20 protein-coding genes are annotated in these 22,359 nt (G+C 61.7%); 4 read left to right on the forward strand and 16 right to left on the reverse strand.

Features of this window, described 5'->3' with window-relative positions; genetic code table 11:
- Positions 1-4: 4 nt before the first annotated feature.
- From ABSY17_RS20245 to ABSY17_RS20255, 3 genes are all read right to left on the reverse strand, one after another.
- Positions 5-361, reverse strand: coding sequence for a hypothetical protein (locus tag ABSY17_RS20245; protein ID WP_378944622.1), 357 nt, complete (start codon positions 359-361; stop codon positions 5-7).
- Positions 358-3,612 carry an FkbM family methyltransferase gene (locus tag ABSY17_RS20250; RefSeq protein WP_378944624.1) on the reverse strand — a complete coding sequence of 1,085 codons (3,255 nt, stop codon included), beginning with the start codon at positions 3,610-3,612 and terminating at the stop codon, positions 358-360. The genes ABSY17_RS20245 and ABSY17_RS20250 overlap by 4 nt, the downstream gene beginning before the upstream one ends.
- Positions 3,613-4,098: 486 nt before the next feature.
- The gene (locus ABSY17_RS20255) at positions 4,099-4,368 is read right to left on the reverse strand and encodes a hypothetical protein (RefSeq protein ID WP_378944627.1); all 270 of its coding nucleotides are present in this window, start codon (positions 4,366-4,368) and stop codon (positions 4,099-4,101) included.
- A gap of 231 nt (positions 4,369-4,599) precedes the next feature.
- Between ABSY17_RS20255 and ABSY17_RS20260 the strand changes: the two genes are divergently transcribed.
- The gene (locus ABSY17_RS20260) at positions 4,600-4,941 is read left to right on the forward strand and encodes a DUF982 domain-containing protein (protein ID WP_378944630.1); all 342 of its coding nucleotides are present in this window, start codon (positions 4,600-4,602) and stop codon (positions 4,939-4,941) included.
- Between the two features lie 57 nt (positions 4,942-4,998).
- On the opposite strand, the gene ABSY17_RS20265 is transcribed toward ABSY17_RS20260, so the two are convergent.
- From ABSY17_RS20265 to ABSY17_RS20325, 13 genes are all read right to left on the reverse strand, one after another.
- On the reverse strand, positions 4,999-5,253 hold the full coding sequence (locus tag ABSY17_RS20265; RefSeq protein WP_378944633.1) for a GlsB/YeaQ/YmgE family stress response membrane protein: 255 nt from the start codon (positions 5,251-5,253) through the stop codon (positions 4,999-5,001).
- A gap of 123 nt (positions 5,254-5,376) precedes the next feature.
- The gene (locus tag ABSY17_RS20270) at positions 5,377-5,559 is read right to left on the reverse strand and encodes a YegP family protein (RefSeq protein WP_378944636.1); all 183 of its coding nucleotides are present in this window, start codon (positions 5,557-5,559) and stop codon (positions 5,377-5,379) included.
- A 201-nt stretch (positions 5,560-5,760) separates the two neighbouring features.
- Positions 5,761-6,267 carry an L-2-amino-thiazoline-4-carboxylic acid hydrolase gene (locus ABSY17_RS20275; protein WP_378944639.1) on the reverse strand — a complete coding sequence of 169 codons (507 nt, stop codon included), beginning with the start codon at positions 6,265-6,267 and terminating at the stop codon, positions 5,761-5,763.
- Positions 6,264-7,061, reverse strand: coding sequence for an ATP-binding cassette domain-containing protein (locus ABSY17_RS20280; RefSeq protein ID WP_378944642.1), 798 nt, complete (start codon positions 7,059-7,061; stop codon positions 6,264-6,266). The genes ABSY17_RS20275 and ABSY17_RS20280 overlap by 4 nt, the downstream gene beginning before the upstream one ends.
- On the reverse strand, positions 7,058-7,822 hold the full coding sequence (locus ABSY17_RS20285) for an ABC transporter ATP-binding protein (RefSeq protein WP_378944645.1): 765 nt from the start codon (positions 7,820-7,822) through the stop codon (positions 7,058-7,060). The genes ABSY17_RS20280 and ABSY17_RS20285 overlap by 4 nt, the downstream gene beginning before the upstream one ends.
- Positions 7,819-8,646: an ABC transporter permease gene (locus tag ABSY17_RS20290; protein WP_378944648.1), complete on the reverse strand. Its 828-nt coding sequence runs from the start codon at positions 8,644-8,646 to the stop codon at positions 7,819-7,821. Before ABSY17_RS20290 ends, ABSY17_RS20285 begins: the two co-directional genes overlap by 4 nt.
- Positions 8,643-9,629: an ABC transporter permease gene (locus tag ABSY17_RS20295; RefSeq protein ID WP_378952902.1), complete on the reverse strand. Its 987-nt coding sequence runs from the start codon at positions 9,627-9,629 to the stop codon at positions 8,643-8,645. Before ABSY17_RS20295 ends, ABSY17_RS20290 begins: the two co-directional genes overlap by 4 nt.
- A 245-nt stretch (positions 9,630-9,874) precedes the next feature.
- The gene (locus ABSY17_RS20300) at positions 9,875-11,482 is read right to left on the reverse strand and encodes an ABC transporter substrate-binding protein (RefSeq protein WP_378944651.1); all 1,608 of its coding nucleotides are present in this window, start codon (positions 11,480-11,482) and stop codon (positions 9,875-9,877) included.
- A 218-nt stretch (positions 11,483-11,700) separates the two neighbouring features.
- A complete protein-coding gene (locus ABSY17_RS20305; protein ID WP_378944653.1) occupies positions 11,701-12,528 on the reverse strand; it encodes an ABC transporter ATP-binding protein in 828 nt (275 codons plus the stop codon).
- Complete coding sequence (locus ABSY17_RS20310) at positions 12,525-13,376, reverse strand: ABC transporter ATP-binding protein (RefSeq protein ID WP_378944655.1); 852 nt, start codon at positions 13,374-13,376, stop codon at positions 12,525-12,527. The genes ABSY17_RS20305 and ABSY17_RS20310 overlap by 4 nt, the downstream gene beginning before the upstream one ends.
- A gap of 1 nt (position 13,377) precedes the next feature.
- The gene (locus ABSY17_RS20315) at positions 13,378-14,286 is read right to left on the reverse strand and encodes an ABC transporter permease subunit (protein ID WP_378944658.1); all 909 of its coding nucleotides are present in this window, start codon (positions 14,284-14,286) and stop codon (positions 13,378-13,380) included.
- Positions 14,287-14,295: 9 nt separating this feature from the next.
- Entirely contained in the window at positions 14,296-15,300 is a 1,005-nt protein-coding gene (locus ABSY17_RS20320) for an ABC transporter permease subunit (protein WP_378944660.1), read from the reverse strand.
- Positions 15,301-15,408: 108 nt separating this feature from the next.
- Positions 15,409-17,004, reverse strand: a complete 1,596-nt coding sequence (locus ABSY17_RS20325) for an ABC transporter substrate-binding protein (protein WP_378944663.1) — start codon at positions 17,002-17,004, stop codon at positions 15,409-15,411.
- Between the two features lie 875 nt (positions 17,005-17,879).
- Here ABSY17_RS20325 and ABSY17_RS20330 point away from each other — a divergent pair.
- The 3 genes from ABSY17_RS20330 to ABSY17_RS20340 all read left to right on the forward strand — a co-directional run bounded on the left by ABSY17_RS20330 (position 17,880) and on the right by ABSY17_RS20340 (position 21,966).
- Positions 17,880-19,508, forward strand: coding sequence for a long-chain-fatty-acid--CoA ligase (locus tag ABSY17_RS20330; RefSeq protein WP_378952905.1), 1,629 nt, complete (start codon positions 17,880-17,882; stop codon positions 19,506-19,508).
- A gap of 257 nt (positions 19,509-19,765) precedes the next feature.
- Entirely contained in the window at positions 19,766-20,782 is a 1,017-nt protein-coding gene (locus tag ABSY17_RS20335) for a hypothetical protein (protein WP_378944666.1), read from the forward strand.
- A gap of 554 nt (positions 20,783-21,336) precedes the next feature.
- The gene (locus ABSY17_RS20340; RefSeq protein WP_378944669.1) at positions 21,337-21,966 is read left to right on the forward strand and encodes a sulfotransferase; all 630 of its coding nucleotides are present in this window, start codon (positions 21,337-21,339) and stop codon (positions 21,964-21,966) included.
- The last annotated feature ends 393 nt before the right edge of the window (positions 21,967-22,359 follow it).

Genomic DNA, 22,359 nt, shown 5'->3' on the forward strand with positions numbered 1-22,359 from the left:
ACCCCTAATTGACGGCCCGCTCAGGCTCAACCCCTTGCAAGCCACGGCCAAGACGAGGCGCATCGTGCCGGCCGAGGTCGAAATACCCTATGAGCGCATCGTTGATACGCTGGGCATCATGCATGGCCTCGACCGGGAGGAGAGTGCGCCTCTTCAATTTGCGCAGCCGCTCCCCAATGGCACCGAGATCAAAGGCAAACACGGGAAGCCCGGCCTGCAGCGCGATCGAGAGGGTGTAGGAATAGGTTTCCGGCGAAACGGATGGCAGGAACGCGGCATGGACGCCAACTTCCTGCAATCGATCGAAGACTTCATCTTCCTTGTAGGCGCCTGTAACCGAAATCTCGGACGAGGCGTTCAAGATTGCGCTGCTTGTGTAGCCGACAATGCAGAACTGGATGGGAAGCGCCCGGCTGGATGCATCCGCAACGCACTGCTCGAGAATGCGGCCCCCTTTTGGTCGCCAATGGCGCCGATGATTGCCACCCTGAGCTTTCCGCCCTGGTATGGAACAGCCACATCGCGCGCAGATGGCCTGTCCGGCTCGACGTGTGGGCGCAATATGAACGGCCGTGGCGGCAAGTAGCGCGACACCCGGTCAATCACATCCTGGCTTGGGGCGACGAGCTCCCTTGCCTGCGATAGGAACTCTTGGTAGCGCTGCCGCCACTCCATGATGTCGTCCATGCCTCTGGCCTTCCAGTCCGGATGGATCGCCTGGGGCGTTTCCTGATTTTGCGACAGGCAAAGCCGACATTGATCGACACCGGTCTCACCGCAATACCGACCAGATCCGTTCATCAAATTTATCTGCGGACATATTGCAGCATAATCATGCAACATGAAGTCAAAATACGCCCCAAGCTCTGCCGCCAGCTTAGGAACGAACCGCAGGACATCGCCACCCCATCGAACAGTGCTATGCACTTCAATATGAGTTACGATGCCTTCCAGCTGATCTTTTAGCTCTTCAATATCGTCAACCAGACGGAAATGATGCAAATTCAACTTTGTATCATCGAAATATACGTTTGTTATTCGGAAACCTGCGCCACCGCCAACCGGAATGGCGCAAAGGATCGCTTCGCCCGTGAGTTTCCCTAGCTGGGCCCGATCGCGGAGGTATTTTTCGATCCCTCCGCCCCATGCGTGAGTGAAACAAAGTGCGACTTTGTCGAAAGAGCCGCCGACCAGCCTCGCCAGATCGAGCCTTGCACGGGCGGTCTTTGCCGGGTCGGATTTGATGTACCGCTGGACGGTGGCCGGGTAGTCCGGATGCTTGTTGACCAGCGCTTGATATCCATCACGCTTTGCCTGCGCAGCTCCCGTGCTGAATGATGTCTCACCGGAGTGGAACACGAAAACGTCGAGCACATGAAGGTTCTTCATTTGCATCGCGGATACCCGCCAGCAGAAATCATTCTCCTCGCCATAGCCGCGACCGAAAGTCTCGACATCGAAGAGGCCGACCGCATTCAACGCGGATCGCGTGACATACATGCAAAACCCGACGCCTGTCGGCACCTCGACGGATGCGCCGCGGTTTACGGCGGCCGCCAAACTGTCGATCTCGGCAAATGAAATGTCTTGAAGGCCTGGATTGTCCACGCAGAATTTCGGGTAGCTGCAAATCGTACCGTTGTTGGTGAATGGCGTTGCCGTTCCCACGCTGCCATCAAGACAATGGCTTCGGAGTCTGTCCAGCCAGTCATTGAATACCAAAGTATCGCTGTTCAGCAGCAGAACATCCCTATCCGGATGAAGATCGATGCCGCGGTTTACCGTTGCGACAAAACCAAGGTTGCGATCGTTGCGCAGCAATGTGATCAGCCCCATCGCGGCAAGTTGCTCCAGCGCGGCCGACAGTTCCGGTTCGGGAGAGGCGTCGTCGATGACGACAAGCTCAAAGTCAGTCCTGTTCGGACTCTCCAGCACCGACAAGAGGCAGGCTAGCGTGTCGCTATATCCGCGATAGACAGGCACTATGATGTCGACCGTCGAGCTGCCGTGCCCAGCCGAGCGCGACTCTGCATCGTCTACAAGCGCAATGAATGCCCCCCAATCCGGCGCTGTGGGCCTGTATGGCGGCTGAACAGGCTCGACGCCGCCGCCGCTCAACTGATGCTGGCGCAATAACGGGATATCTCTTCGCGCCTGCGGATTGGCCTTCAAATAGGTTTCAGGATCAAACTTGGGGTTCGGCCAGCGGAGTTCCCGCTCCCCGTGATCGATGTAATGGAGCAGTGGATTGCCGCCCCACTTGCGAACGTCGTCATTGTTCTCAAGGTAGTAGGAAGTATCAAACACGCTGCACGGATCGCGCCCCTCATAGGCGCCGTAGAGTATGTAGTGGACCACAGGCTCGTAGTGAGAGGCGGCTACATCCGGGTAGCTTGCCTTATACCACCTTCGATCAAAAAGACCCGAATTGATAAGCTTGCGGCACGTTCGCGCAAGCTGCGAACGTCCAAATCGACGAGACAAAGCACCAAGAACCCCCTTCCGGCGCGCAGCGACATGGTCGTGAGAAACGAACCCTGCGAGACGGTCGTGGCGAAGCTGATACAGCGAAAGCGCGTCTTGCTGCTCAGCCAGTTTTGCCTGCGTTGAGGCGAGTTGCTGCGCCGCCGTTTCCGTTGCCTGACGTGCGGCGCGCAATTCTTCGTGCAGAGCTACGATGCTCCGATCGTGCTCGATATCGTCGCCGTGGCGGGGAGCTGCCACGAAATGCGGGGCCAGTTTCTCCGACCCTGTTACCGGCATGCAGACACTGGCCCCCACCGGCGATGGGGCCTTGTGTTTTTTTGGCAGAAGAAGGAGCGCCGCCCCATGAGCAACCCCAAATATATTTTTGGATTTTTTTTTGAAGTTATCTACATTATGCGCAGCCGTAGACACGAAATATACTGAATAGTCGAATAGCGAAATCTCTTCGAAAATTCTTGCCGCCTGCTCTATCGTTTTTACCTCACAGAATATCACAGGCCTGCACCTGTCTATGGTATTTGACGCCCCCCTGAGCGCAGCAGCCTCATGCCCCCCAATATCCATCTTGATGAAATCGACACGGCTGAAGCCCTGGCTGTCAATCGTCGTAACGTCGACGCTGAAATCGCCTGCTCTTTTTGCGCTCCTTATGGATTGAGCGCCTGCATTCACCCATCCGTCATCTGGTAGCGCGCTGATATAGGCCCGCCCGATCTTGTCACCGATCGCGACAGAATGCGCATGCACCTGGCCAGCGGCATTCTGCGCATTTAGGGTCAGCAGTTGCGCCAACTGAGGTTGCGCTTCGAAGGAATGAACGGTGACGTTCTTTGCCGCCCTTGCAAACGCGCGAGCATGGATTCCTACGTGCCCCCCGATATCAAGTACGACGGCCTCATCGCGGATGAACTGGGCAATGAAATCGATCTCGATTTGCGCCCATTCTCCGTAGTGAGACAAGGCGTCGGCAATGGGCCGATCCTGGGCCCTGACCAGAATTGAGCCATGTCGAGTTGAATGCTTAAGGGCTCCTGCCAATGCCTGCGCTCGCAATCTAGGCCTCGCCATTTGTCTCGCGCCGATCTCTTCTTCTGCTGCGGCAGAGAATCTTGATTCGATGTACAATATTCAAAACTGTAAATTATACCTACCAGCAATTTTTATGTACATCTAGGTAGACATGACATCTGGAAACAGACGAATTCTCATCCGTCACTTGAAGCAAAGTTACATCAAGCGATAGACGGCATCTGAATAACTTCTAATGAAGACAAGACTGCCGATCACATGCCAAAGCCAAAGCAATGCAGCAAGTACGGCATCGCGCAAACGCTATGTGCACGGCAAAAATGGCATGAATATCACCTAGTTCGACGCAGTCACCTTCGATCCAGACCGGCATGAAGCTGAACTGGCGCGACCGCCTGCAGGCGTAAACTGTGTGATTTTTTTACACCACGGAGCGGCAGTTCGTGGCTGGCCGACACAATCGCGACGACAACCCACCGCGCTGAACCCGGCGAATGGTTCAACCCGGACTTCGTCCCGGAAGTCGCATCCGTAAATGTGACAAACCCGCTCCGGCGGACCGGAGCGGGCTAGTTTGGCGGGTTACTTGCAATCGGCAGCTGCCTTCATTGCCTTCTCTGCCTCTGCTTTGGTTGCATGGGCGGCCTTGCCCACCTCCATCATTTTCTTGCCGTCCGGCTTCTTTTCCACGACCTCGCACTTATGCGTGGCTGCATCCTTGGCGACCCAATATTCGGCGGCAAATGCAGGCATCGAAAAAGCGGCAACCACGGAGGCTGCAACCACTATCTTGCCAATCATGGCGATCTCCTCTGGCAGTGATCGATAGACTTTGAAACGTCCGTTGCTCACCGGTAACTAGCGCCATCAGGCGCATTTCCACCAATGCCGACCACCGATCACGGCGATTTGATCGCGACCATTTCATCGGGGGGCTTCGCCACTTTGGTTCGCGGCAAGAAAGGCGGTCGGCGCTCGCCACAAGCTGCCTCCCAGCCTTCACCATTCGCCATCATCTTGACGGAATAGGTCTCGGGGACCATTTCCTATCAAGCTACCGCAGTGGAATGCGGAAGCTGTCGCTTGCTCAAAAACAAGCCCAAGAAACGGGAGGAAGTGATGGACAACCAAGCCTTTGCCCGCTCTCTGTTCATCAAGGACGGACGTCTCATTATCAGAGAAATCACCTGCATCGACGACGCGCTGGCATTCCTGGGAGACTGGCCGGAAAACCGGCGCGGGCCGATCTACCACGCCGCATCGCGCGCCTGCCATGCGGCGCGCTGCGGGCACGTGCAGCTGGAGGGGGCGCGGGCTGCGTTGCAGACCTTTGCACGGTCTGCCGGCGTGCTCGAACAAGCCCCCGTCTCGATCGAACCGTGGATGCTCGCGCCAAAGAGCGGTCGCGGGGGCATCAAGGCATGATGCCAACCGGCGGCTGATCGCCGCCCGGTTGGATGTCTGTCAGCTTAGGGCCAGTCGCTACGCCTGCTTCACCAGCCTCAGCAGCACGAGCAGGATCACTGCGCCGATGGTCGCGCGGATAATGTCGGCAAACATGCCTGCGCCCAGGCTGAGGCCAACCATGGGCAGGAGCCAGCCGGCGATCAACGCACCGACGATGCCGACCACGATGTTGCCGACAAGTCCGAAGCCGTAGCCCTTGACGAGTTGCCCGGCGAGCCAGCCGGCCACTGCGCCGACGATAAGAAAGATGATAAGGCTTCCAATACCCATTTCATTCCTCCTGGATGAGGTGCACCGGTCCCGGAACCACGCAGGCTGCTGGCGGGCTCGATGCACGGATACGGATGGTAGCAAGCGCCGTTTCGCGACCGCGCGGACGCGAGGGCGCCAAGATCACGTCGTGGTCTGGTCGTCGACGTCCGCGTCGGCAACATGCTTCTTGATCGACTCGATGGATTTCAGGGCGGATGCCTTGGCCGAATAGCCCTCCGAACTGAACATCACCTCGCCGTTGGACGCCCGGAAGCGGAACCTGAAGTCGCCGCCCTTGTCCTTGTAGACTTCGAATTTGTACATCGCCTTGCCTCATGTTGCCGGCTCAACGCATCGGCCCGAAAATCGGAACGACTTTCGGAAAGCACGATGCGCACTTCCAAAGTTCTGCAGCGTCAGTGGCGCGTCATGAATGACGCGCGGCGCTGTAGCGACTCACGCCGATGTACGAAGCGTCGCATGGTCGGGCGGTGGAAGTCCATGCCGGATGCGACCGTGGGTTGATCATCCAGCATCTCTGTCGGTCAGGCAGATATGACAGCAGCCTGGGCCGTGCCCCGGCGTCCAGGTGACGTTCTCGAATCTGATCCCCATCGCCTCGAACAGGCCGCGGTCGAAGGCACCGGCGATGCGGCACAGCGTGGCCAGCCTCTCGTCGCCGACACCCGCCTCTGTCCAGGCATCCTTGAGCGGGCAGCGTTTAACCTTGAAGGCGATGTGGCTGTCGCTGCGCTCGACATCAGTCGGATACATGCGCCCGCCATCGGGGCTAACGGCGAGAAAGGCCTCGCCGATCGCCCGCGCGTCGTTCGGGCCGAACCCTGCAAAGGCGACTTCCGCCACCTCGCGGCCGCGCTTCTCGATCGCCCGCACCATGATTTCCTCCGCCTTTTGGTCGCCGAACTCGGCGGCAAGCTCGTCCAGCATCAGACGGTAGAGATCGGCCCGGTTGCGGAAGGCCGCATCGAGTTCGGCAGCCAGCCGTTCGGCCCTGGCGGCATGTTCGGTCACGATGCACTCTCCTTGGCGGCAATACGCGGCAGTTCGGGCGCGGCAGCCACCAGCGCGCGTCCCGTGGCCGAGGTGGGCGCGGCGATGACCGCACTTGTCTCGCCCTGTTCGACGATCCGCCCGGCATCCATAATGGCGACGCGGTGAGCGATGGCCCGCACCGCACCCAGATCGTGCGAGATGAACAGATAGGCGACGCCCTCTTGCCGTTGCAGTTCGGCAAGCAGGCGCAGGACATCGGCACGCACCAACACATCGAGCGCTGCCACCGCCTCGTCGAGCACGATCAGCGACGGTTTGGTCGCCAGCGCACGGGCGATCGCCACACGCTGGCGCTGACCGCCTGAGATTTCGTGCACGCCGCGTCCGGCCAGTTCGGCCGGCAGCCCGACGCGCTCCAACAGACTGGCGATTGCCTTGGTCCGTTCGCCCCGCGGCACGATGCGGTGGATGCGCAGCGGATCGTCGAGCAGGCGGGCCACAGTGGCGCGCGGGTTGAAGGCGGCGAGCGGATCCTGAAACACCATCTGCAGCCTGGCCCGCATCGCCCTGAGCGCAGTTCCCTCCAGACCAAGCAGGTCCGTGCCGTCGTAGCGGACGCTGCCCGCATCGGCCTCGACCAGCCTGAGCAGGATGCGCGCCACGGTCGACTTGCCGCTGCCCGAGGGCCCGACCAGCGCCAGCGTTTCGCCGCACGAAATTGCGAACCCGACGCCGTCAAGTGCTGCAAAGCCCTCGCCGCCGCGCGCAAAGCGCTTCTCCAGCCCCTCGACCTCGAGCAGCGGCGCGCTCATGCCTCGAGCCCCAGATGTGCCGCCAGCAGCGCGCTCGTGTAGTCACTTTTGGGCGCGGCGATCAGGCCGGCCGTCGGTCCAGTCTCGACCATGCGTCCATGCCTGAACACGGCGATGCGGTCGGCGAGGTTGGCGGCGAGCGCGATGTCATGACTGACGAACATGAGCGCCATGCCGTCCTCGGTCACCAGCCTGCGGATCAGGGCCACGATCTCGGCCTGGACGATGGTGTCGAGCGCGCTCGTCGCCTCGTCGGCGATCAGCAGGCGCGGCCCGGCCGCAATCGCTGCGGCAATCGCCACTCGTTGCTTCTGACCGCCGGACAATTGGTGCGGATAGGCTTTGGCCAGCGCCGCCGGTTCGGGCAGCCTGACCCGGTCGAGCAGTTCCACCGCCAGCCGGCGCGCCGCAGGCCAGCCCATCTCGAGATTGGCATACGCTACCTCGGCGACCTGCTCGCCAACCGTCATGACGGGATCGAGACTCGATGCCGGATCCTGGAAGACGAAGCCGATATCGCGGCCGTTCTGCGCTGTCCGCCCCACCCCCGGCCACGCGACGTTGCCGACGAGCTTGGCCTCGGGCGGCAGCAAGCCTGCAATGGCCCGCGCCAGCGTGCTCTTGCCCGAACCGCTTTCGCCGATCACAGCCAGCCGTTCGCCGGCATCCGCATCGAGATCGACGCCGGCCAGCGCCTCGACCTCGCGGCCATCACTGATATAGCGGACGCCGAGCCCGCGAATGGAGAGCAGTGCCATCACGCGTGCCCTCGTCTTGCGGCCGAGCCTTCGACCACGCCTTCACCAGCGAGGTAGACACCGAGCACGGCGAACACCAGAGCGACGCCGGGGATGATCGACAGGAAAGGTGCCGAGCGCAGCACCGCCCTGCCCTCGGCGATCATGCCGCCCCAGGTCACGCGATTGGGGTCGCCGAGGCCGAGGAACGAGAGTGCCGCCTCGGTCAGGATCGCGGCCGCCACGATCACCGACGACAGCGCCAGCACCGGCGGCAACGCGTTAGGCAGGACTTCGCGGAAGGCGATCTCAAGGGGGTGCATGCCGATGACCCGCGCACTCGCCACATAGTCGCGCTCGCGGATCGACAGCACCTCGGCACGCGCAATGCGGGCCGGCCCCGTCCAGGCGCTGAGCGCAATCGCCGCCACCACGACGCCGAGCGACGGGCCAACGACGCTGACTAGCGCCAGCGACAGCAGGAAGCCCGGCACGGTCTGGAAGGCATCGGTGATGCGCATCAGCACCTCGTCGACCAACCCGCCGGCAAAACCGGCAATGGTGCCGACGACGCTGCCAACGAGGATCGAGGCCGCAGCCGCCGCGAGCCCGACCGCAAGCGAAGTGCGCGCGCCATGGAAGATGCCGGCGAGCACGTCGCGGCCAAGCCGGTCGGTCCCGAGCGGCAGCGCCCAGTCCTGGAACGGTCGCAACAGTGCCGGGCCCGCAATCGACAGCGGATCGCGCGGAAACAACAGCGGGGCGGCCAGCGCCATCGCGGCAAGGCAGCCGAGGATGACGAAGCCGGCAACCGCCTCGGGTGAACGGAGAAGACGCCGCAACCTCATGCGCCCGCCTCGCTTGCGCCGACGCGCGGGTCGAGCGCCACATAGGCGAGATCGACGATGAGGTTGATGAGGATGACAAGCACCGCGCTGACCAGGATGATGCCGATCAAAAGTGGGGTGTCGCGCGCCCCTACCGCCTCCTGCGCCAGCCGGCCGAGGCCGGGAATGGAAAAGACACTTTCGATGACGACGCTGCCGCCGAGCATCGCCGCAGACTGCAGGCCGAGCATGGTGACCAGCGGCAGCAGCGCATTGCGGGCGACGTGCCGCCAGACGATGCGGCGCCGGGGAATGCCCCGCGCACGGGCGGCAAGGGTAAAATCCATGCGCCAGACCTCAGCCATGCCGGCCCGCATCATGCGCAGGTAGAGCGCGAGATAGATGACGCCGAGGCTGGTCACCGGCAGCACAAGGTGGCGGGCGATGTCCAGGGCGCGGGCAAGGCCGGTCTTGCCGGAGGCGATGGTTTCCATGCCTGACAGCGGCAGCCAGCGCAACTCGACCGAAAAGACGATGGTCAGTACCAGCGCCAGCCAGAATCCGGGCACGGCGTAGAGCGCCAGCGAGCCGATCGACAGGAACCTGTCACGCAGGCTGCCCGGCCGCGAACCGGCAACCATGCCAAGCGAAGTGCCGAGGAAGAACGACAGCGCCGTCGCACTGCCCATCAAAAGCAGCGTGTTGGGCAGCCGCTCCAGCACGATTTCGAGCACCGGCCGCGAGAAGGCGACCGAACGGCCGAGATCGAGATGCAGCAGCGCCCAGAGATAGGTGACAAGCCTCGTCGCCGCCGGAGCGTCGAGCCCCCAGCTCTGGCGCAGCGCCTCGATCATGCCGGCATCGCCCCCGACCGAGACGACATAGGCGTCGACGGCGTCGCCGGGGGCAGCTTCGAGCAAAAGGAACGAGCCGACGACCACGATCAGCAGCACCGGAATGCTGCCGACCAGCCGCCGCCGGAGCAGGTGCAGGGCGCGGGTCATCGAGAGATCGCCTTCGATGGGGGCGCGCATGACGCACCCCCACCCCTAACCCCTCCCCACAAGGGGGAGGGGAATCTCTGCGCCGCCCGGCCTGCCAGGGTAAATGGCGGCAGGGTCGCCGGACGCACAACGCCAAGTCCCCCTCCCCCTTGTGGGGAGGGGTTAGGGGTGGGGGTGAAGTGAGGCACTGCTACTTCCAGGGGCATGCTTACGAACTGATCATCATCCCGGCTTCGACGATGATGTCACGTTTCGACATAAGTGTCCGCCCAGTTCGAAACCGCCCAGCGCGGGTTGTTGGAAACGTTCTTCACGTTGTCTCGGGCGACGGTGATAAAACCCCATTCGGCGACGTTGATCAGCGGCAGGTCCGCGACCACCTTTTTCTGGAACTCCTTGTAGAGTTCGATGCGGGCCGCCGGGTCGAGCGTTTCGGCTGCCTTGGTGATCAGCGCATCGAGTTCGGCATTCTTGTAGCCGCCCTGGTTGGAGAACGGCACGCCATCAGGGATACCCGACTGCACCAGGATCGTCGTCGAGATCGCCGGATCGCCGCGGAATACCGGCGGCGCGATCGCGAGGTCGAAGGCGTGCTCGGTATAGACCGCCTTCTGGTGCGCCGCCGAGTCGTTATTGACCAGTTCGGCGTCGATGCCGATCTCGGCCAGCGCCTGGCGCAGATAGTCGCCGAACTGCTTGGTCTCGTTGAAATAGGGTGCGGGCAGAAGCTTCAGGCTGAAGCGCTTGCCGCCCTCGCCGCGCGAATAACCGGCCTCGTCGAGCAGCGCATTGGCCTTGGCCACGTCGAAGGCGTAAGCCGGCACGTCAGCCGTGTAGAACTGCTTGTCGTTTTGCGGCACCGGCCCGGTCGCCGGCTTGGCGTAGCCGAGGAAGATCGTCTTGACGACGAAATCCCGGTCAATGGCATGCGCGATCGCCTGGCGCACTTTGGGGTCAGCCAGTTCCTTGCGGCGGTGATTGATCTCGACCACCAACTGGTAGGTCAGCGCCTCGTAACCCTCCGGAATCACTTTAATGCCCGGCACCTTGGAGATGCGCTCGAGATCGGCGAGCGGCACCGCGGAGAAGGCGGCTAGCTGGATTTCCTCCGCCTCCAACGCACCGGCTGCAGCCGCACGGTCGGGCAGCACGCGGTAGATGATCTCGTCGAGCTGTGGCTGGCCCTCGCCCCAGTATGTGTCATTGCGTTCCAGCCGGTAATATTCGCCGGCCTTGTGCTCGGCGAACTTGAACGGCCCGGTGCCGACGGGCGCGTTGTTGGCCGGGTTCTCGGCAATATTGGTGCCTTCATAGATGTGCTTCGGCACCACCGCCGTCAGCGCTGGCAGCGCGTTCCTGATCAGCTGAAACGGCGTCGGCTTGGCGAACTTGAAGATTGCGGTGTGCTCGTCGGGCGTCTCGACCGAATCCAGATCCTTGAATACGACACGGCCGAGATTTTGCAGCGGCTTCCAGATGTTGAGCGCCGAAAACGCCACGTCGGCCGAGGTGAACGGCTTGCCGTCGTGCCATGTCACACCTTCGCGCAGCTTGAAGGTCACTGACAGGCCGTCCTCGGACCCTTCCCACGATGTCGCCAGCCGCGCGTCGAGCCCGCCCTCGCCGTCGAACGAGGCTTCGGCCAGCGGCTCGATGACCTTGCTCGACACGAAGAACACGCCGTTGGAGGCGACAATCGCCGGGTTGAGGTTGCGTGGCTCGGAATCGGCCGCCACCACAAGCCGTCCGCCCTTCTTCGCTTGTGCCCAGCCTATCGACGGGAGTGCCGTCGAAGCCAAAAGGAACGCCGACCCCGCCAGCAACTTGCGCCGCGAAATTTCAAACCCCGCCATGTCCCATCTCCTTGCCATCGGCACGGCAATACTGCCGGCCCGTCAAATCATGGAGCGGATTATGATCTGTGGCGTGAGTTTTGCGAGGGATGAAATGGGCGTTTGCCGCCTGTGGCCCAAAACATTGTACTAATTGCACAAAAGAAAGGGGCATGGCGCCATTCGTCGCCATGCCCCCGCGTCGTAGATCCCGAAGAAGCTCCGGTTTCGCCTTGCGGTCAGGCCGCGCGCTTCTTGGCGATGCGGGCGCGGATGCTTTCGACATCGGCGCGCGGCGTCGCCGCAAACAGCGTCTTGGTGTAGTTGTGCTGCGGGTTGGAGAAGACCGCGTCGCGGCTGCCATATTCGACCGCCTCGCCGAAATACATCACCATCACCTCATCGGCGATGTAGCGTACAACCGAAAGGTCGTGGCTGATGAAGACGTAGGTCAGCTTGAACTCGTCCTGCAGGTCGGCGAGCAGGTTCAGCACCTGCGCCTGCACCGAAAGGTCGAGCGCCGACACCGGTTCGTCCAGCACCAGCAGCTTCGGGTTCAGCATCAGCGCGCGCGCGATGGCGACACGCTGGCGCTGGCCGCCCGAGAACATGTGCGGATAGCGGTTGTAGTGTTTCTCTTCCAGGCCGACTTTCTTCAACAGCGTCATCGCCCGGTCCCGGCGTTCGTCGGCCGGCGTTTTGGTGTTGATGACCAGCGGTTCGGTCAGGATGTCGCCGATCTTCTGGCGCGGGTTGAGCGAGCCATAGGGGTTCTGGAAGACGATCTGCACCTTGCGGCGCATCTCCGGCGTCAGGTCCCCCTTGGCGATGTCGACCTTCTTGCCTTCGATCAGCAGTTCGCCCGACGTCGCCGGATCGATCAGCGTCAGGATGCGGCCAAGCGTGGACTTGCCGCAGCCGCTCTCGCCGACGATGGCCAGCGTCTTGCCCTGCTCGACGCTGAAGCTCACGCCCTTGACGGCATGAACGGTCCGCGCCTTCTTCAGCATGCTGCCGGGCACGTGGTAGTCGCGCACGATGTTGCGCGCTTCGAGAATGACGCTCATCGTGCTGCCCCTTCCATCTGGTCGTCGACGAACAGTTCGGAGATCGTCGGCAGGCGGTCGCCGGTCGCGTTGTCAGGCAGGGCGGCAAGCAGCGCGCGCGTGTAGCTGCTCTTCGGGTTCTCGAACAGCGTCAGCACATCGGCTTCTTCCATTTTGCGCCCCTTGTACTGCACGACCACGCGGTCGGCGGTCTCGGCCACGACACCCATGTTGTGGGTGATCATGATGAGGCCCATCTTGTGCTCGGCCTGCAGTTTCATCAGCAGGTCGAGGATCTGCTTCTGGATCGTCACGTCGAGCGCGGTGGTCGGCTCGTCGGCGATCAGCAGCTTCGGATTGCAGGCGATCGCAATCGCGATCATCACACGCTGGCACTGGCCGCCCGACATCTGGTGGGGGTAGGAGCCAAGGCGCTCCGCCGGGTCGGGAATGCCGACCGCCTCGAACAGCTCGATCGCGCGCTTGCGGCGCGCGGCCTTGTCGAGGCCCAGATGCACGCGCAGCACTTCCTCGATCTGGAAGCCGACGGTGAAGCACGGGTTGAGGCTCGCCACCGGCTCCTGGAAGATCATGGCAATGTCCTTGCCGATGATCTTGCGCCGCTCGTTGGCGGGCATGGCGAGCAGGTCGCGGCCATTGAAGGTCAGCTTGTCGGCGGTGACCTTGGCCGTCCAGGGCAGCAGGCCCATCGCCGCCAGCATCGACACCGACTTGCCGGAACCGGACTCGCCGACGATGGCGAGAACCTCGCCCTCATGGACCTTCATCGACACGCCGTTGACGGCGCGGAAGGGACCAGAGGCCGTCTCGAACTCGACGACCAGGTTTTCGATTTCAAGAAGCGCCATGTCAGGACCTCTTCAGCTTCGGGTCGAGCGCGTCGCGCAGGCCATCGCCCATCAGGTTGATCGCCAGAACGGTGATAAGGATCGCGACGCCCGGAAGGGTCACCACCCACCATTTGCTCTGGATGAACTCGCGAGCCTCGGCCAGCATCGTGCCCCATTCCGGCGTCGGCGGCTGGGCGCCCATTCCGAGGAAGCCGAGGGCGGCCGCATCCAGAATGGCGCTCGAAAACGACAGCGTCGCCTGGACGATCAGCGGTGCCATGCAGTTAGGCAGGATGGTCTTGAACATCAAGCGCATCGGGCCTGCACCGGCGACCTTGGCGGCGACGACATAGTCGCGGGTCTTTTCGCTCATCACCGCCGCACGCGTCAGGCGCACGAAGTGCGGCTGGAACACCAGCGCAATCGCGATCATTGCGTTGACCAGGCCCGGCCCGAGGATGGCCACCAGCACGAGGGCGAGCAGCAGCGACGGGAAGGCCAGGATGATGTCCATCGCACGCATGATGACGGTATCGACCGAGCCACGGAAGTAGCCGGCAATGACGCCGAGCACGACACCGCCGACCAGCGACAGCGTCGTCACGATGACGCCGACGAACAGCGAGAACCGGGTGCCATAGATCAGGCGCGAGAGCATGTCGCGGCCGACGGCGTCGGTACCGAGCAGGAACTCGGCGCGGCCGCCCTCCTGCCAGACCGGCGGCACCAGCACGGCATCTCGGAATTGCTGGGTTGGGTCATGCGGTGCGATCAGCGGCGCGAAGATCGCCAGCAGCACCAGAAAAACGAAGAACACAAGGCCGATGACGGCACCGCGGTTCTCGGAGAAATAGTACCAGAATTCGGCCAGTCGCGCCCGGCGGGACGGATCAGTCGAAATAGCACTGGTTGCAGCAGCTTGAGACATTGTGCCCTCCTAGTGCCGGATACGCGGATTGATGAGGCCGTACAGCAGGTCCACGGCAAGATTCACCAGCATGATGACCGCAGCGATCATCAGCAGGCCGCCCTGGATCACGGCGTAGTCGCGCCGCGACACGGAATCGACCATCCACTTGCCGATGCCGGGCCAGGAGAAGATCGTCTCGGTCAGGATCGCGCCGGCGAGCATGACGCCGACCTGCAGGCCAACGGTGGTAACGACCGGGATCATGGCGTTGCGCAGCGCATGGATGCCGACGACACGGAAGGTCGACAAGCCCTTGGCGCGCGCGGTGCGCACATAATCTTCCGAAAGCACTTCCAGCATCGCCGAGCGCGTCTGGCGCGCAATGACAGCGAGCGGAATGGTACCCAGCACGATCGTCGGCAGGATCAGGTGGCTGACGGCCGACTTGAATGCACCGGCCTGGCCAGAAAGCAGCGAGTCGATCAGCATGAAGCCGGTGACCGGAGGGAAATAGTACATCAGCGAGATGCGGCCGGAGACGGGCGTCCAGCCCAGCATGCCGGACACCAGCATGATCAGCAGCAGGCCCCACCAGAAGATCGGCATCGAAAAACCGACGAGTGCCGTACCCATCATCGCCTGGTCGACGAAGGAGCCGCGCTTGATCGCAGCGATAATGCCGGCGGGAATGCCGAGTACGACGGCGAAGATGATGGCGCAGAGCGAAAGCTCGAGGGTCGCCGGGAACAGCTCGAAGAACTGGTCGACCACGGGCCGCTTGGTGACGATCGAGGTGCCGAAGTCGCCTTGTACGACCCCCCAGAGATAGTCGAGATACTGGACGACGATGGGCCGGTCGAAGCCGAGCTGAGCGGAGATTTCGGCGTGCCGCTCAGGCGACATGACGCGCTCGCCCGACAGGAGGGCTACCGGGTCGCCGGGCAGGAGGCGGATGAAGGAGAATGCGATGATGGACACCCCGAGGAATGTCGGGATGAGGACGGCGAGCCGCCCCAAGAGGAACCGGAGCATGTCATGCCTTTTAGTGAATGTTCCGAGGGCTTCGGCAGGTGGCACACAATGTGCGCGGGGCGCTTGCATGGCAAGCGCCCCGTCAACTTTAGGCCTGTTTAGGCGGCCTTACTCGGTGATGTCAACACCGTCGAAGGCGAAGTCGCCGAGCGGGCTCTGCACGAAGCCTTCGACGCCCTTGCGCATCGGGACAACGGAGAGCGAGTGGTCGAGGGTCGCCCAGGGGGCGTCCTTCTTGAACACCACCTGCGCCTGCTCGTAGAGCTTGGTACGCTCGGCGAGGTCGGTCGTCTCCTTGGCCTTGGTCACCAGATCGTCGAATTCCTTGTTGCACCACTGCGCGCGGTTGTTGCCGCCGACTGCGTCGCAGCCGAGCAGGGTGTCAAGGAAGTTGTCCGGATCGCCATTGTCGCCGGTCCAGCCCAGGATGACGGCGCCGTCGCGATCCTTGGCCTTCGACTTGTCGAGATACTCGGCCCATTCGTAGGACACGATCTCGGCCTTGACGCCGACCTTGGCCAGGTCCGCCTGCATCAGTTCGGCGGCGCGGCGCGCGTTCAGCATGTAAGGACGCGAAACCGGCATCGCCCAGATCTTCATCGAGAGATCCTTGACGCCGGCTTCCTCGAGCATCTTCTTGGCTGCATCCGGATCGTAGCTGTCGTCTTCGACGGCCTCGTTGTACGACCACATGGTCGGCGGGATCGGGTTCTTGGCAACCGAAGCGGCACCCTGGAACACGGCGTCAACGATGGCCTGCTTGTTGATCGACTTGTTGAGCGCCTTGCGGACCTCGACCTTGTCGAACGGAGCCTGGGTGGTGTTGTAGGCCAGGTAGGAAACGTTCAGGCCTTCCTGCTCCATCACCTTGAGGTTCGGATCAGCCTTCATCGCAGCCACGTCGGCGGCGTTCGGGAACGGCATCAGGTGGCATTCGCCGGCCTTCAGCTTCTGGAAGCGAACCGAGGCATCCGGGGTGATGGCGAAGACCAGGTCGTCGATCTTCTGCTTGCCGCCCCAGTATTCCGGGTTGGCCTTGTAGCGGATGATGGCGTCCTGCTGGTAGGCGACGAACTGGAACGGACCGGTGCCGAGCGGCATCTGGTTCATCTGGTTCATCTTGCCGTCGGCCTGCAGCTTGTCGGCATATTCCTTCGAGATGATCGAAGCGAACGGCATGGCGATGTTGGCGAGGAACGGCGCTTCCTTGCGGGTCAGCGTGAACTTGACGGTCAGGTCATCGACCTTCTCGACCGACTTGATCACTTCGGGGAAGCCCATGCCAGCGGCATATTCCCACGATGCGCCCGCGACATACTTGTTCCAGGGATTGTCAGCCTTGAGCTGGCGCTCATAGGAGAAGACAACGTCGTCGGCGTTCAGCTCGCGGCTCGGTGTGAAGAACTCAGTGGTCTGGAACTTGACGCCCGGACGCAGCTTGAAGGTGTATTCCAGGCCGTCGTCGGAAATCGTGTAGCTCTCGGCCAGGCCCGGCTCGGTCTCGGTGGTGCCCTTCTTGAACTCGAGCAGGCGGTTGTAGACGGTGTGCGCGGCGGCATCGAAGGTCGTGCCGGCGGTGTAGAGGCCCGGATCGAAGCCTTCAGGCGAACCTTCCGAGCAGTAGACGAACGTCTTGGCGCTCGCCGCGCCGCTCAGGACGGTTGCAGCCAGCAGCGCGGCCGCAAAGGTCGTTTTCTTGATCATTCAACACTCCCTAGTGATTGCCCAAGCCCCTACCTGTCAGGCTCGCAGGCGCGCATATAAGCACCGTTTTTTGCGCTTTGGAACTCCCCACCTGCCTGCCCTTTGGTAAGCAGAATATTATACCCGCAATTCGCCCCGAAATAGCCGTCTATCCCGGCACTTCATTGAAGGAGCTCGGCGTTCGACTTTGGAATGCTTCCATGAGCGCCAGCTTCAACACAAAAATTTGCCTGATTTCATCACCAATGTCATGCCGCTACCATGTAATTTGGGAGCCACGGGATTCCCTTGCCCAGTTGACGCTGGGTGATACTTGCCGGGCGCGTCAGGTGGCAATACAAACGACTACAACATGCCCCGACGCGGCACTGTTCTTGCGGCGCTGCGATACAAAAACCAGGGCGAAAACCGGCGGACGACCAGCCGGACGGACAAGAGCGGCCAGGGAGGCACAATTGGCAAAATCGTCAGGCACGTCGAGCACCGCCGAAACCGTAAGGAAAGACGCGGCAGCCAAGCCGGACGGCGAGGCAAAGCCCGAGACCAAGGCCAAGCCGGCAAAGGCCGCAGCTCCGGCCAAATCGGCGGCAACCGCGAAAGCTCCCGCGAAGTCCGCCAAGGCCGGCACTGCCAAGCCTGCGACGGCAAAAAGTGCGTCGAAATCAAACGGCGCAACCGCCAAGGCGGTCTCCGGCGAGGCCCCGGTAGCAGCCAAAAAAGCCCCGAAGTCTGCCGCCAAGCCGAAGGCGAAGGCACCGGCGGCCAAGGCCAAGCCGGCGGCTCCCGTGGTGGAAGCACCCGCCCCGTCCAGCATCCCCCAGTCGCTTCCAGCGAAGGCCGACGCACGGCCGTGGCTGAAGAGCTATCCGGCCAACATGCCGGCGGAGATCGCGCCGCTCGCCTACCAGTCCATTGGCGACCTGCTCGCCGCCGCCTGCCACCAATATGCCGGCCGGCCCGCTTTCTCATGCATGGGCAAGCAGCTCACCTATGGCGAGCTCGACCGCATGTCGCAGGCCTTCGCGGCATGGCTGCAGTCGAAGGGCCTGGCCAAGGGTGCGCGCGTCGCGATCATGATGCCCAACGTGCTGCAATATCCCGTTGCCATGATGGCGGTGCTGCGCGCCGGCTACACGGTCGTCAACGTCAACCCGCTCTACACGCCGCGCGAACTGGAGCACCAGCTCAAGGATTCAGGCGCCGAGGCGATCGTCATCCTCGAGAACTTTGCCACCACGCTGCAGGCGGTCGTCGCCAAGACCAATATCAAGCACGTCGTCGTCGCCTCGATGGGCGAGATGCTCGGCATCAAGGGCCTGCTGGTCAACCTGGTGGTTCGCAGGGTCAAGAAGCTGGTGCCGGCCTGGTCGCTGCCCGGCCACACCAAGTTCCTGACGGCGATGAACGAAGGCTCGGCCATGACCTTCAAGCCGGTCGCGGTCGATGCCGGCGACATCGCCTTCCTGCAATATACCGGAGGCACCACGGGCATTTCCAAGGGCGCGATGCTGGCCCACTCCAACGTGCTCGCCAATGTCGCCCAGCTGGCGCTGTGGGTCGAGGACGCCTACCGGGTACGGCCGAAGCCGTCGCACCTCACCTTCGTCTGCGCGCTGCCGCTCTACCACATCTTCGCGCTGACGGTGAACGCTCTGATGGGCATGCAGATGGGCGCGCTCAACGTGCTGATCCCCAACCCGCGCGACATCCCCGGCTTCGTCAAGGAGTTGAAGAAGTTCCACTTCAACATCTTCCCCGGCCTCAACACGCTGTTCAACGCGCTTTGCAACAACGAGGATTTCCGCAAGCTCGATTTCAGCGGCCTCAGCCTCAGCCTCGGCGGCGGCATGGCGGTGCAGAAGGCGGTGGCCGAACGCTGGAAGAGGCTCACCGGCAACCACATCACCGAAGGCTATGGCCTGTCGGAGACCTCGCCGGTGGCAACCGCCAACAAGTGCAGCTCGACCGATTTCACCGGCACGATCGGCCTGCCGCTGCCCTCGACCGACATCGCCATCCGCGACGAGGCAGGCCTCGACCTGCCGCTCGGCGAGGTCGGCGAAATCTGCATCAAGGGCCCCCAGGTCATGGCCGGCTACTGGAACCGTCCCGACGAGACCGCCAAGGTCATGACGGAGGACGGCTACTTCAAGTCGGGCGACATGGGCTTCATGGACGAAGCCGGCTACACCAAGATCGTCGACCGCAAGAAGGACATGATCCTGGTCTCCGGCTTCAACGTCTATCCCAACGAACTCGAGGACGTCGTCGCCCAACACCCTGGTGTCCTCGAAGTCGCCGCCATCGGCGTGCCGGACGAGCATTCGGGCGAAGTGCCGAAGCTGTTCGTGGTGCGCAAGGACCCCAACCTCACGGCCGAGACGCTGATTGCCTACTGCCGGGAAAACCTCACCGGCTACAAGCGGCCGCGCCACATCGAGTTCCGCACCGAACTGCCCAAGACCAATGTGGGCAAGATTTTACGCAGGGAACTGCGGGGCTAAGGCGCCCACCGCCTCGCCGTCACCCGATCATCCAGCGGCCGCCGTGGAAAGGCCCTCCACGGCGGCCGTTTTGTTTTTCAGACCCACTTGAGTGACAATGCCATCCCGTATGCCGACAAGGATAGGAATACCACATTGATCGGAAGACCAGCATTGAACTCTACTTTTGGGAAATAAGTAAAATTTACTGTTCACGCTAAGGCCATCTTCATTCAATGCGACGACGATAGTCGTCGAAGCCAAAATGGAGCTGCCCTATGCGTCTTTTGCTGTTGGCGCTGCCTTTCCTGCTACCAATTCTTGAGCCATTGGATGCACGCGCGAATGAGATTACCCAGCGCCAAACCATCCAAAAGGCTGTCGCGTCGGCGTTCATCAATGGGCGCTTTGATGAGCTTGACGCAATGGCCCATCAATTTCGCACTGGCCGTGAACGCACGGAAAGCGGCTTATGGAAATTGACAATATTCTACTCTTCGTTCAATCCTGAGACATTCTATTCGAACGACGACCCCGCATCATTCGACCGTTTTGAAGCGCAGGCGTTAGCCTGGATAAAGGCGAAGCCTACTTCACCGACGGCAAAGATTGTCTACGCCGACGCACTCTCGAAACACGCTTGGTTCCTACGCGGAGGCGACTACTACAACAATCTAACCGATCAACAACGATCAGGTTACCATAAGTATCTTCGAAAGCATCGCGATCATTTTCTTGCTATCAAGGAAGAGGCATCAGAGGACCCTCATTGGTATGCGCTTATGGTTCTTGTTGCAAAGGAAGAAGGCTGGCCCGATGATGCATTCTACGAACTACTTGTAGAAGCCGCAGATCGCGAACCGTATTACTACCAAACGTATTTCTTCGCGATCGATAGAAACCTTCCGAAATGGGGCGGCAGCGTCGATGAAATAGACGCACTTATCACGAGCGCGACCGACCGCACTCGAGAGCTCGACGGGCACTCATTCATGGCTCGCGCGTTTTGGGTTGCTTCGAGCTACGATCCAGCCACGCTCGATACAGCCTCTTTGCGCGCGAACTGGTCGGATATCGCTAAAGGCTTCCAGGACTTGGTAAGTCGGTATCCGGATCAGTGGAATATCAATGCGTATGCCAAATTCTCCTGCCTGGCCAAGGACCGGACGAACTTCCTGATCGCCTATAGTCAGATCAAAGTTCGCGCGATGGCTGAAGCATGGGACTTTGCCGGCCAAGACGTCGTGTGTGCCGGATGGGCCATGCGTCGCGAGAGGAATATTGAAGCCAAGTGATCGAAGGCCATCTCGTTCATCCCAGATAGCTGAGTATCGACTCCTGGCCTGCTGGCCATGAGTTATGCCTGAGCTTCAGGACGCGATATTTCGTGCACTTTCCGCCCCCACGCGCCGCCTGCTGTTCGAGCACCTATGACGCGAGCACCTTGCCGGCGACAACCGGCCGCGCCACATCGAGTTCCCCAGCCAACTGCCAATGTCGGCAAGATCCTGCCGCGAACTAAGGGGTAAGGCGTGCAACGCACCGTCGTCACCCGACCATCCAGCCGCCGCCGTGGAAAGGCCCTACAGGGCGGCTGATTTTCGGCCGCCTATTGAGCCTCCCTACTTTGTCCCCTTCCACGGCCGAAGCAGCCGATAGCGGCGCTGTCCACGCCGCCGCTCTGTCAATGCTTGTTATTTAGCAATACGGAATATATTATTCCCCTTATATTGCATGAAGAAGGGGATCGGTCATCGATGAACTGATCGTTCGATGGCTGCCAAAGCCGCAATCTTCAGCATTTATTTGTGGCTGCGGCCACAGCGGAACGACTCTGCTTGCACGGATTATGGCGGAGCATTCTGATGTGTTCAGCGTGCCATATGAAACTGCGGTTTTCGGCAATGCCAATCGCGGGCAGCGATGGGGCAAGCTGGCGTGGCTGTTGATCCGCGCGCAGCTGTCGGGAAAGCCTTTGTGGATCGAAAAGACCCCGGGGCACATCCTGCACACCGACACCATTTCCCGCGTGATGCCCAACGCAAAGTTCATCGTCGCCACGCGCGACGGCAGGGACACGGTTGCCTCACTGGGTAAGCGCTACGGCAGTTTTGAACGCGCATTCAAAAGGTGGGCCAAGGACAGCACAGCTTCGAAACTACGCATTCAGAACGGTTCGAGTTTCCTTTGGCGCTATGAAGACTTCATCGAATTGCCTGCGCGCTCCATTGAGGACCTGTGCTCGTTCCTTGGCATCTCTTATGACGAGGCAATGCTCGACTATCACAAGCGGCCGACCGCCTGGGGCCAAAAAGCAATCAGGAAAATGTCCGAACATGCCTCGCGCCGACAAGCCCAGGTAAACCAGCCCATTCGAGACTACAGAGGCAAGTGGAAGCACGAGTTGCCGCCCGAAGTCGTGTCGTGGTTTGACCATGACGACGCTCGCGAACTGATGGAATTCTTCGGTTACCGATAGCCGCCTATCGCCAGTCGCTGGAGCCGCGACTCGCTCCCCATGTCACCATCTGTCAGTAGCTAGCGTGGAAAAACCGCCCCGTTTTTCCACGCTCCCAAAACCTCGCGTATCATTGACCTCGCGATCTTCCACGGGACCCCGGCTGCGCACCGGGCATCGGGGGGAAGCGCCGGTGCCGGGCTGGCGGGAGGTCGGTTCTCTCACTGGGTGTTTCACCCCCAAGCCCGGGCCTTGCGGAGGCTGGCGGCGGAAATGCCGAGGCGACTGAGCGGGGCAAGCAGCCGGGCGGGGCGCGAACGTCGCGCCACACAAAAGACTATCGGAAGGCACGGCCTCGCGCCCCGCTTCCCGAACCACCTCCCTCCCATGACGCCTCGACTGGCGAAGCCATGT

The sequence above is a fragment of the Mesorhizobium sp. ANAO-SY3R2 genome, from assembly GCF_042466635.1.
Lineage (GTDB): Bacteria > Pseudomonadota > Alphaproteobacteria > Rhizobiales > Rhizobiaceae > Aminobacter.

Excerpts from the sequence above, each read along its gene's own strand:
- ABSY17_RS20310 (WP_378944655.1), bottom strand. The coding sequence starts at position 13,376 with ATGGCGCTTCTTGAAATCGAAAACCTGGTCGTCGAGTTCGAGACGGCC.
- ABSY17_RS20280 (WP_378944642.1), bottom strand. The coding sequence starts at position 7,061 with ATGAGCGCGCCGCTGCTCGAGGTCGAGGGGCTGGAGAAGCGCTTTGCG.
- ABSY17_RS20320 (WP_378944660.1), bottom strand. The coding sequence starts at position 15,300 with ATGCTCCGGTTCCTCTTGGGGCGGCTCGCCGTCCTCATCCCGACATTC.
- ABSY17_RS20305 (WP_378944653.1), bottom strand. The coding sequence starts at position 12,528 with ATGAGCGTCATTCTCGAAGCGCGCAACATCGTGCGCGACTACCACGTG.
- ABSY17_RS20340 (WP_378944669.1), top strand. The coding sequence starts at position 21,337 with ATGGCGGAGCATTCTGATGTGTTCAGCGTGCCATATGAAACTGCGGTT.
- ABSY17_RS20270 (WP_378944636.1), bottom strand. The coding sequence starts at position 5,559 with ATGTACAAATTCGAAGTCTACAAGGACAAGGGCGGCGACTTCAGGTTC.
- ABSY17_RS20295 (WP_378952902.1), bottom strand. The coding sequence starts at position 9,629 with ATGACCCGCGCCCTGCACCTGCTCCGGCGGCGGCTGGTCGGCAGCATT.
- ABSY17_RS20300 (WP_378944651.1), bottom strand. The coding sequence starts at position 11,482 with ATGGCGGGGTTTGAAATTTCGCGGCGCAAGTTGCTGGCGGGGTCGGCG.
- ABSY17_RS20315 (WP_378944658.1), bottom strand. The coding sequence starts at position 14,286 with ATGTCTCAAGCTGCTGCAACCAGTGCTATTTCGACTGATCCGTCCCGC.
- ABSY17_RS20265 (WP_378944633.1), bottom strand. The coding sequence starts at position 5,253 with ATGGGTATTGGAAGCCTTATCATCTTTCTTATCGTCGGCGCAGTGGCC.
- ABSY17_RS20325 (WP_378944663.1), bottom strand. The coding sequence starts at position 17,004 with ATGATCAAGAAAACGACCTTTGCGGCCGCGCTGCTGGCTGCAACCGTC.
- ABSY17_RS20335 (WP_378944666.1), top strand. The coding sequence starts at position 19,766 with ATGCGTCTTTTGCTGTTGGCGCTGCCTTTCCTGCTACCAATTCTTGAG.
- ABSY17_RS20330 (WP_378952905.1), top strand. The coding sequence starts at position 17,880 with ATGCCGGCGGAGATCGCGCCGCTCGCCTACCAGTCCATTGGCGACCTG.
- ABSY17_RS20290 (WP_378944648.1), bottom strand. The coding sequence starts at position 8,646 with ATGAGGTTGCGGCGTCTTCTCCGTTCACCCGAGGCGGTTGCCGGCTTC.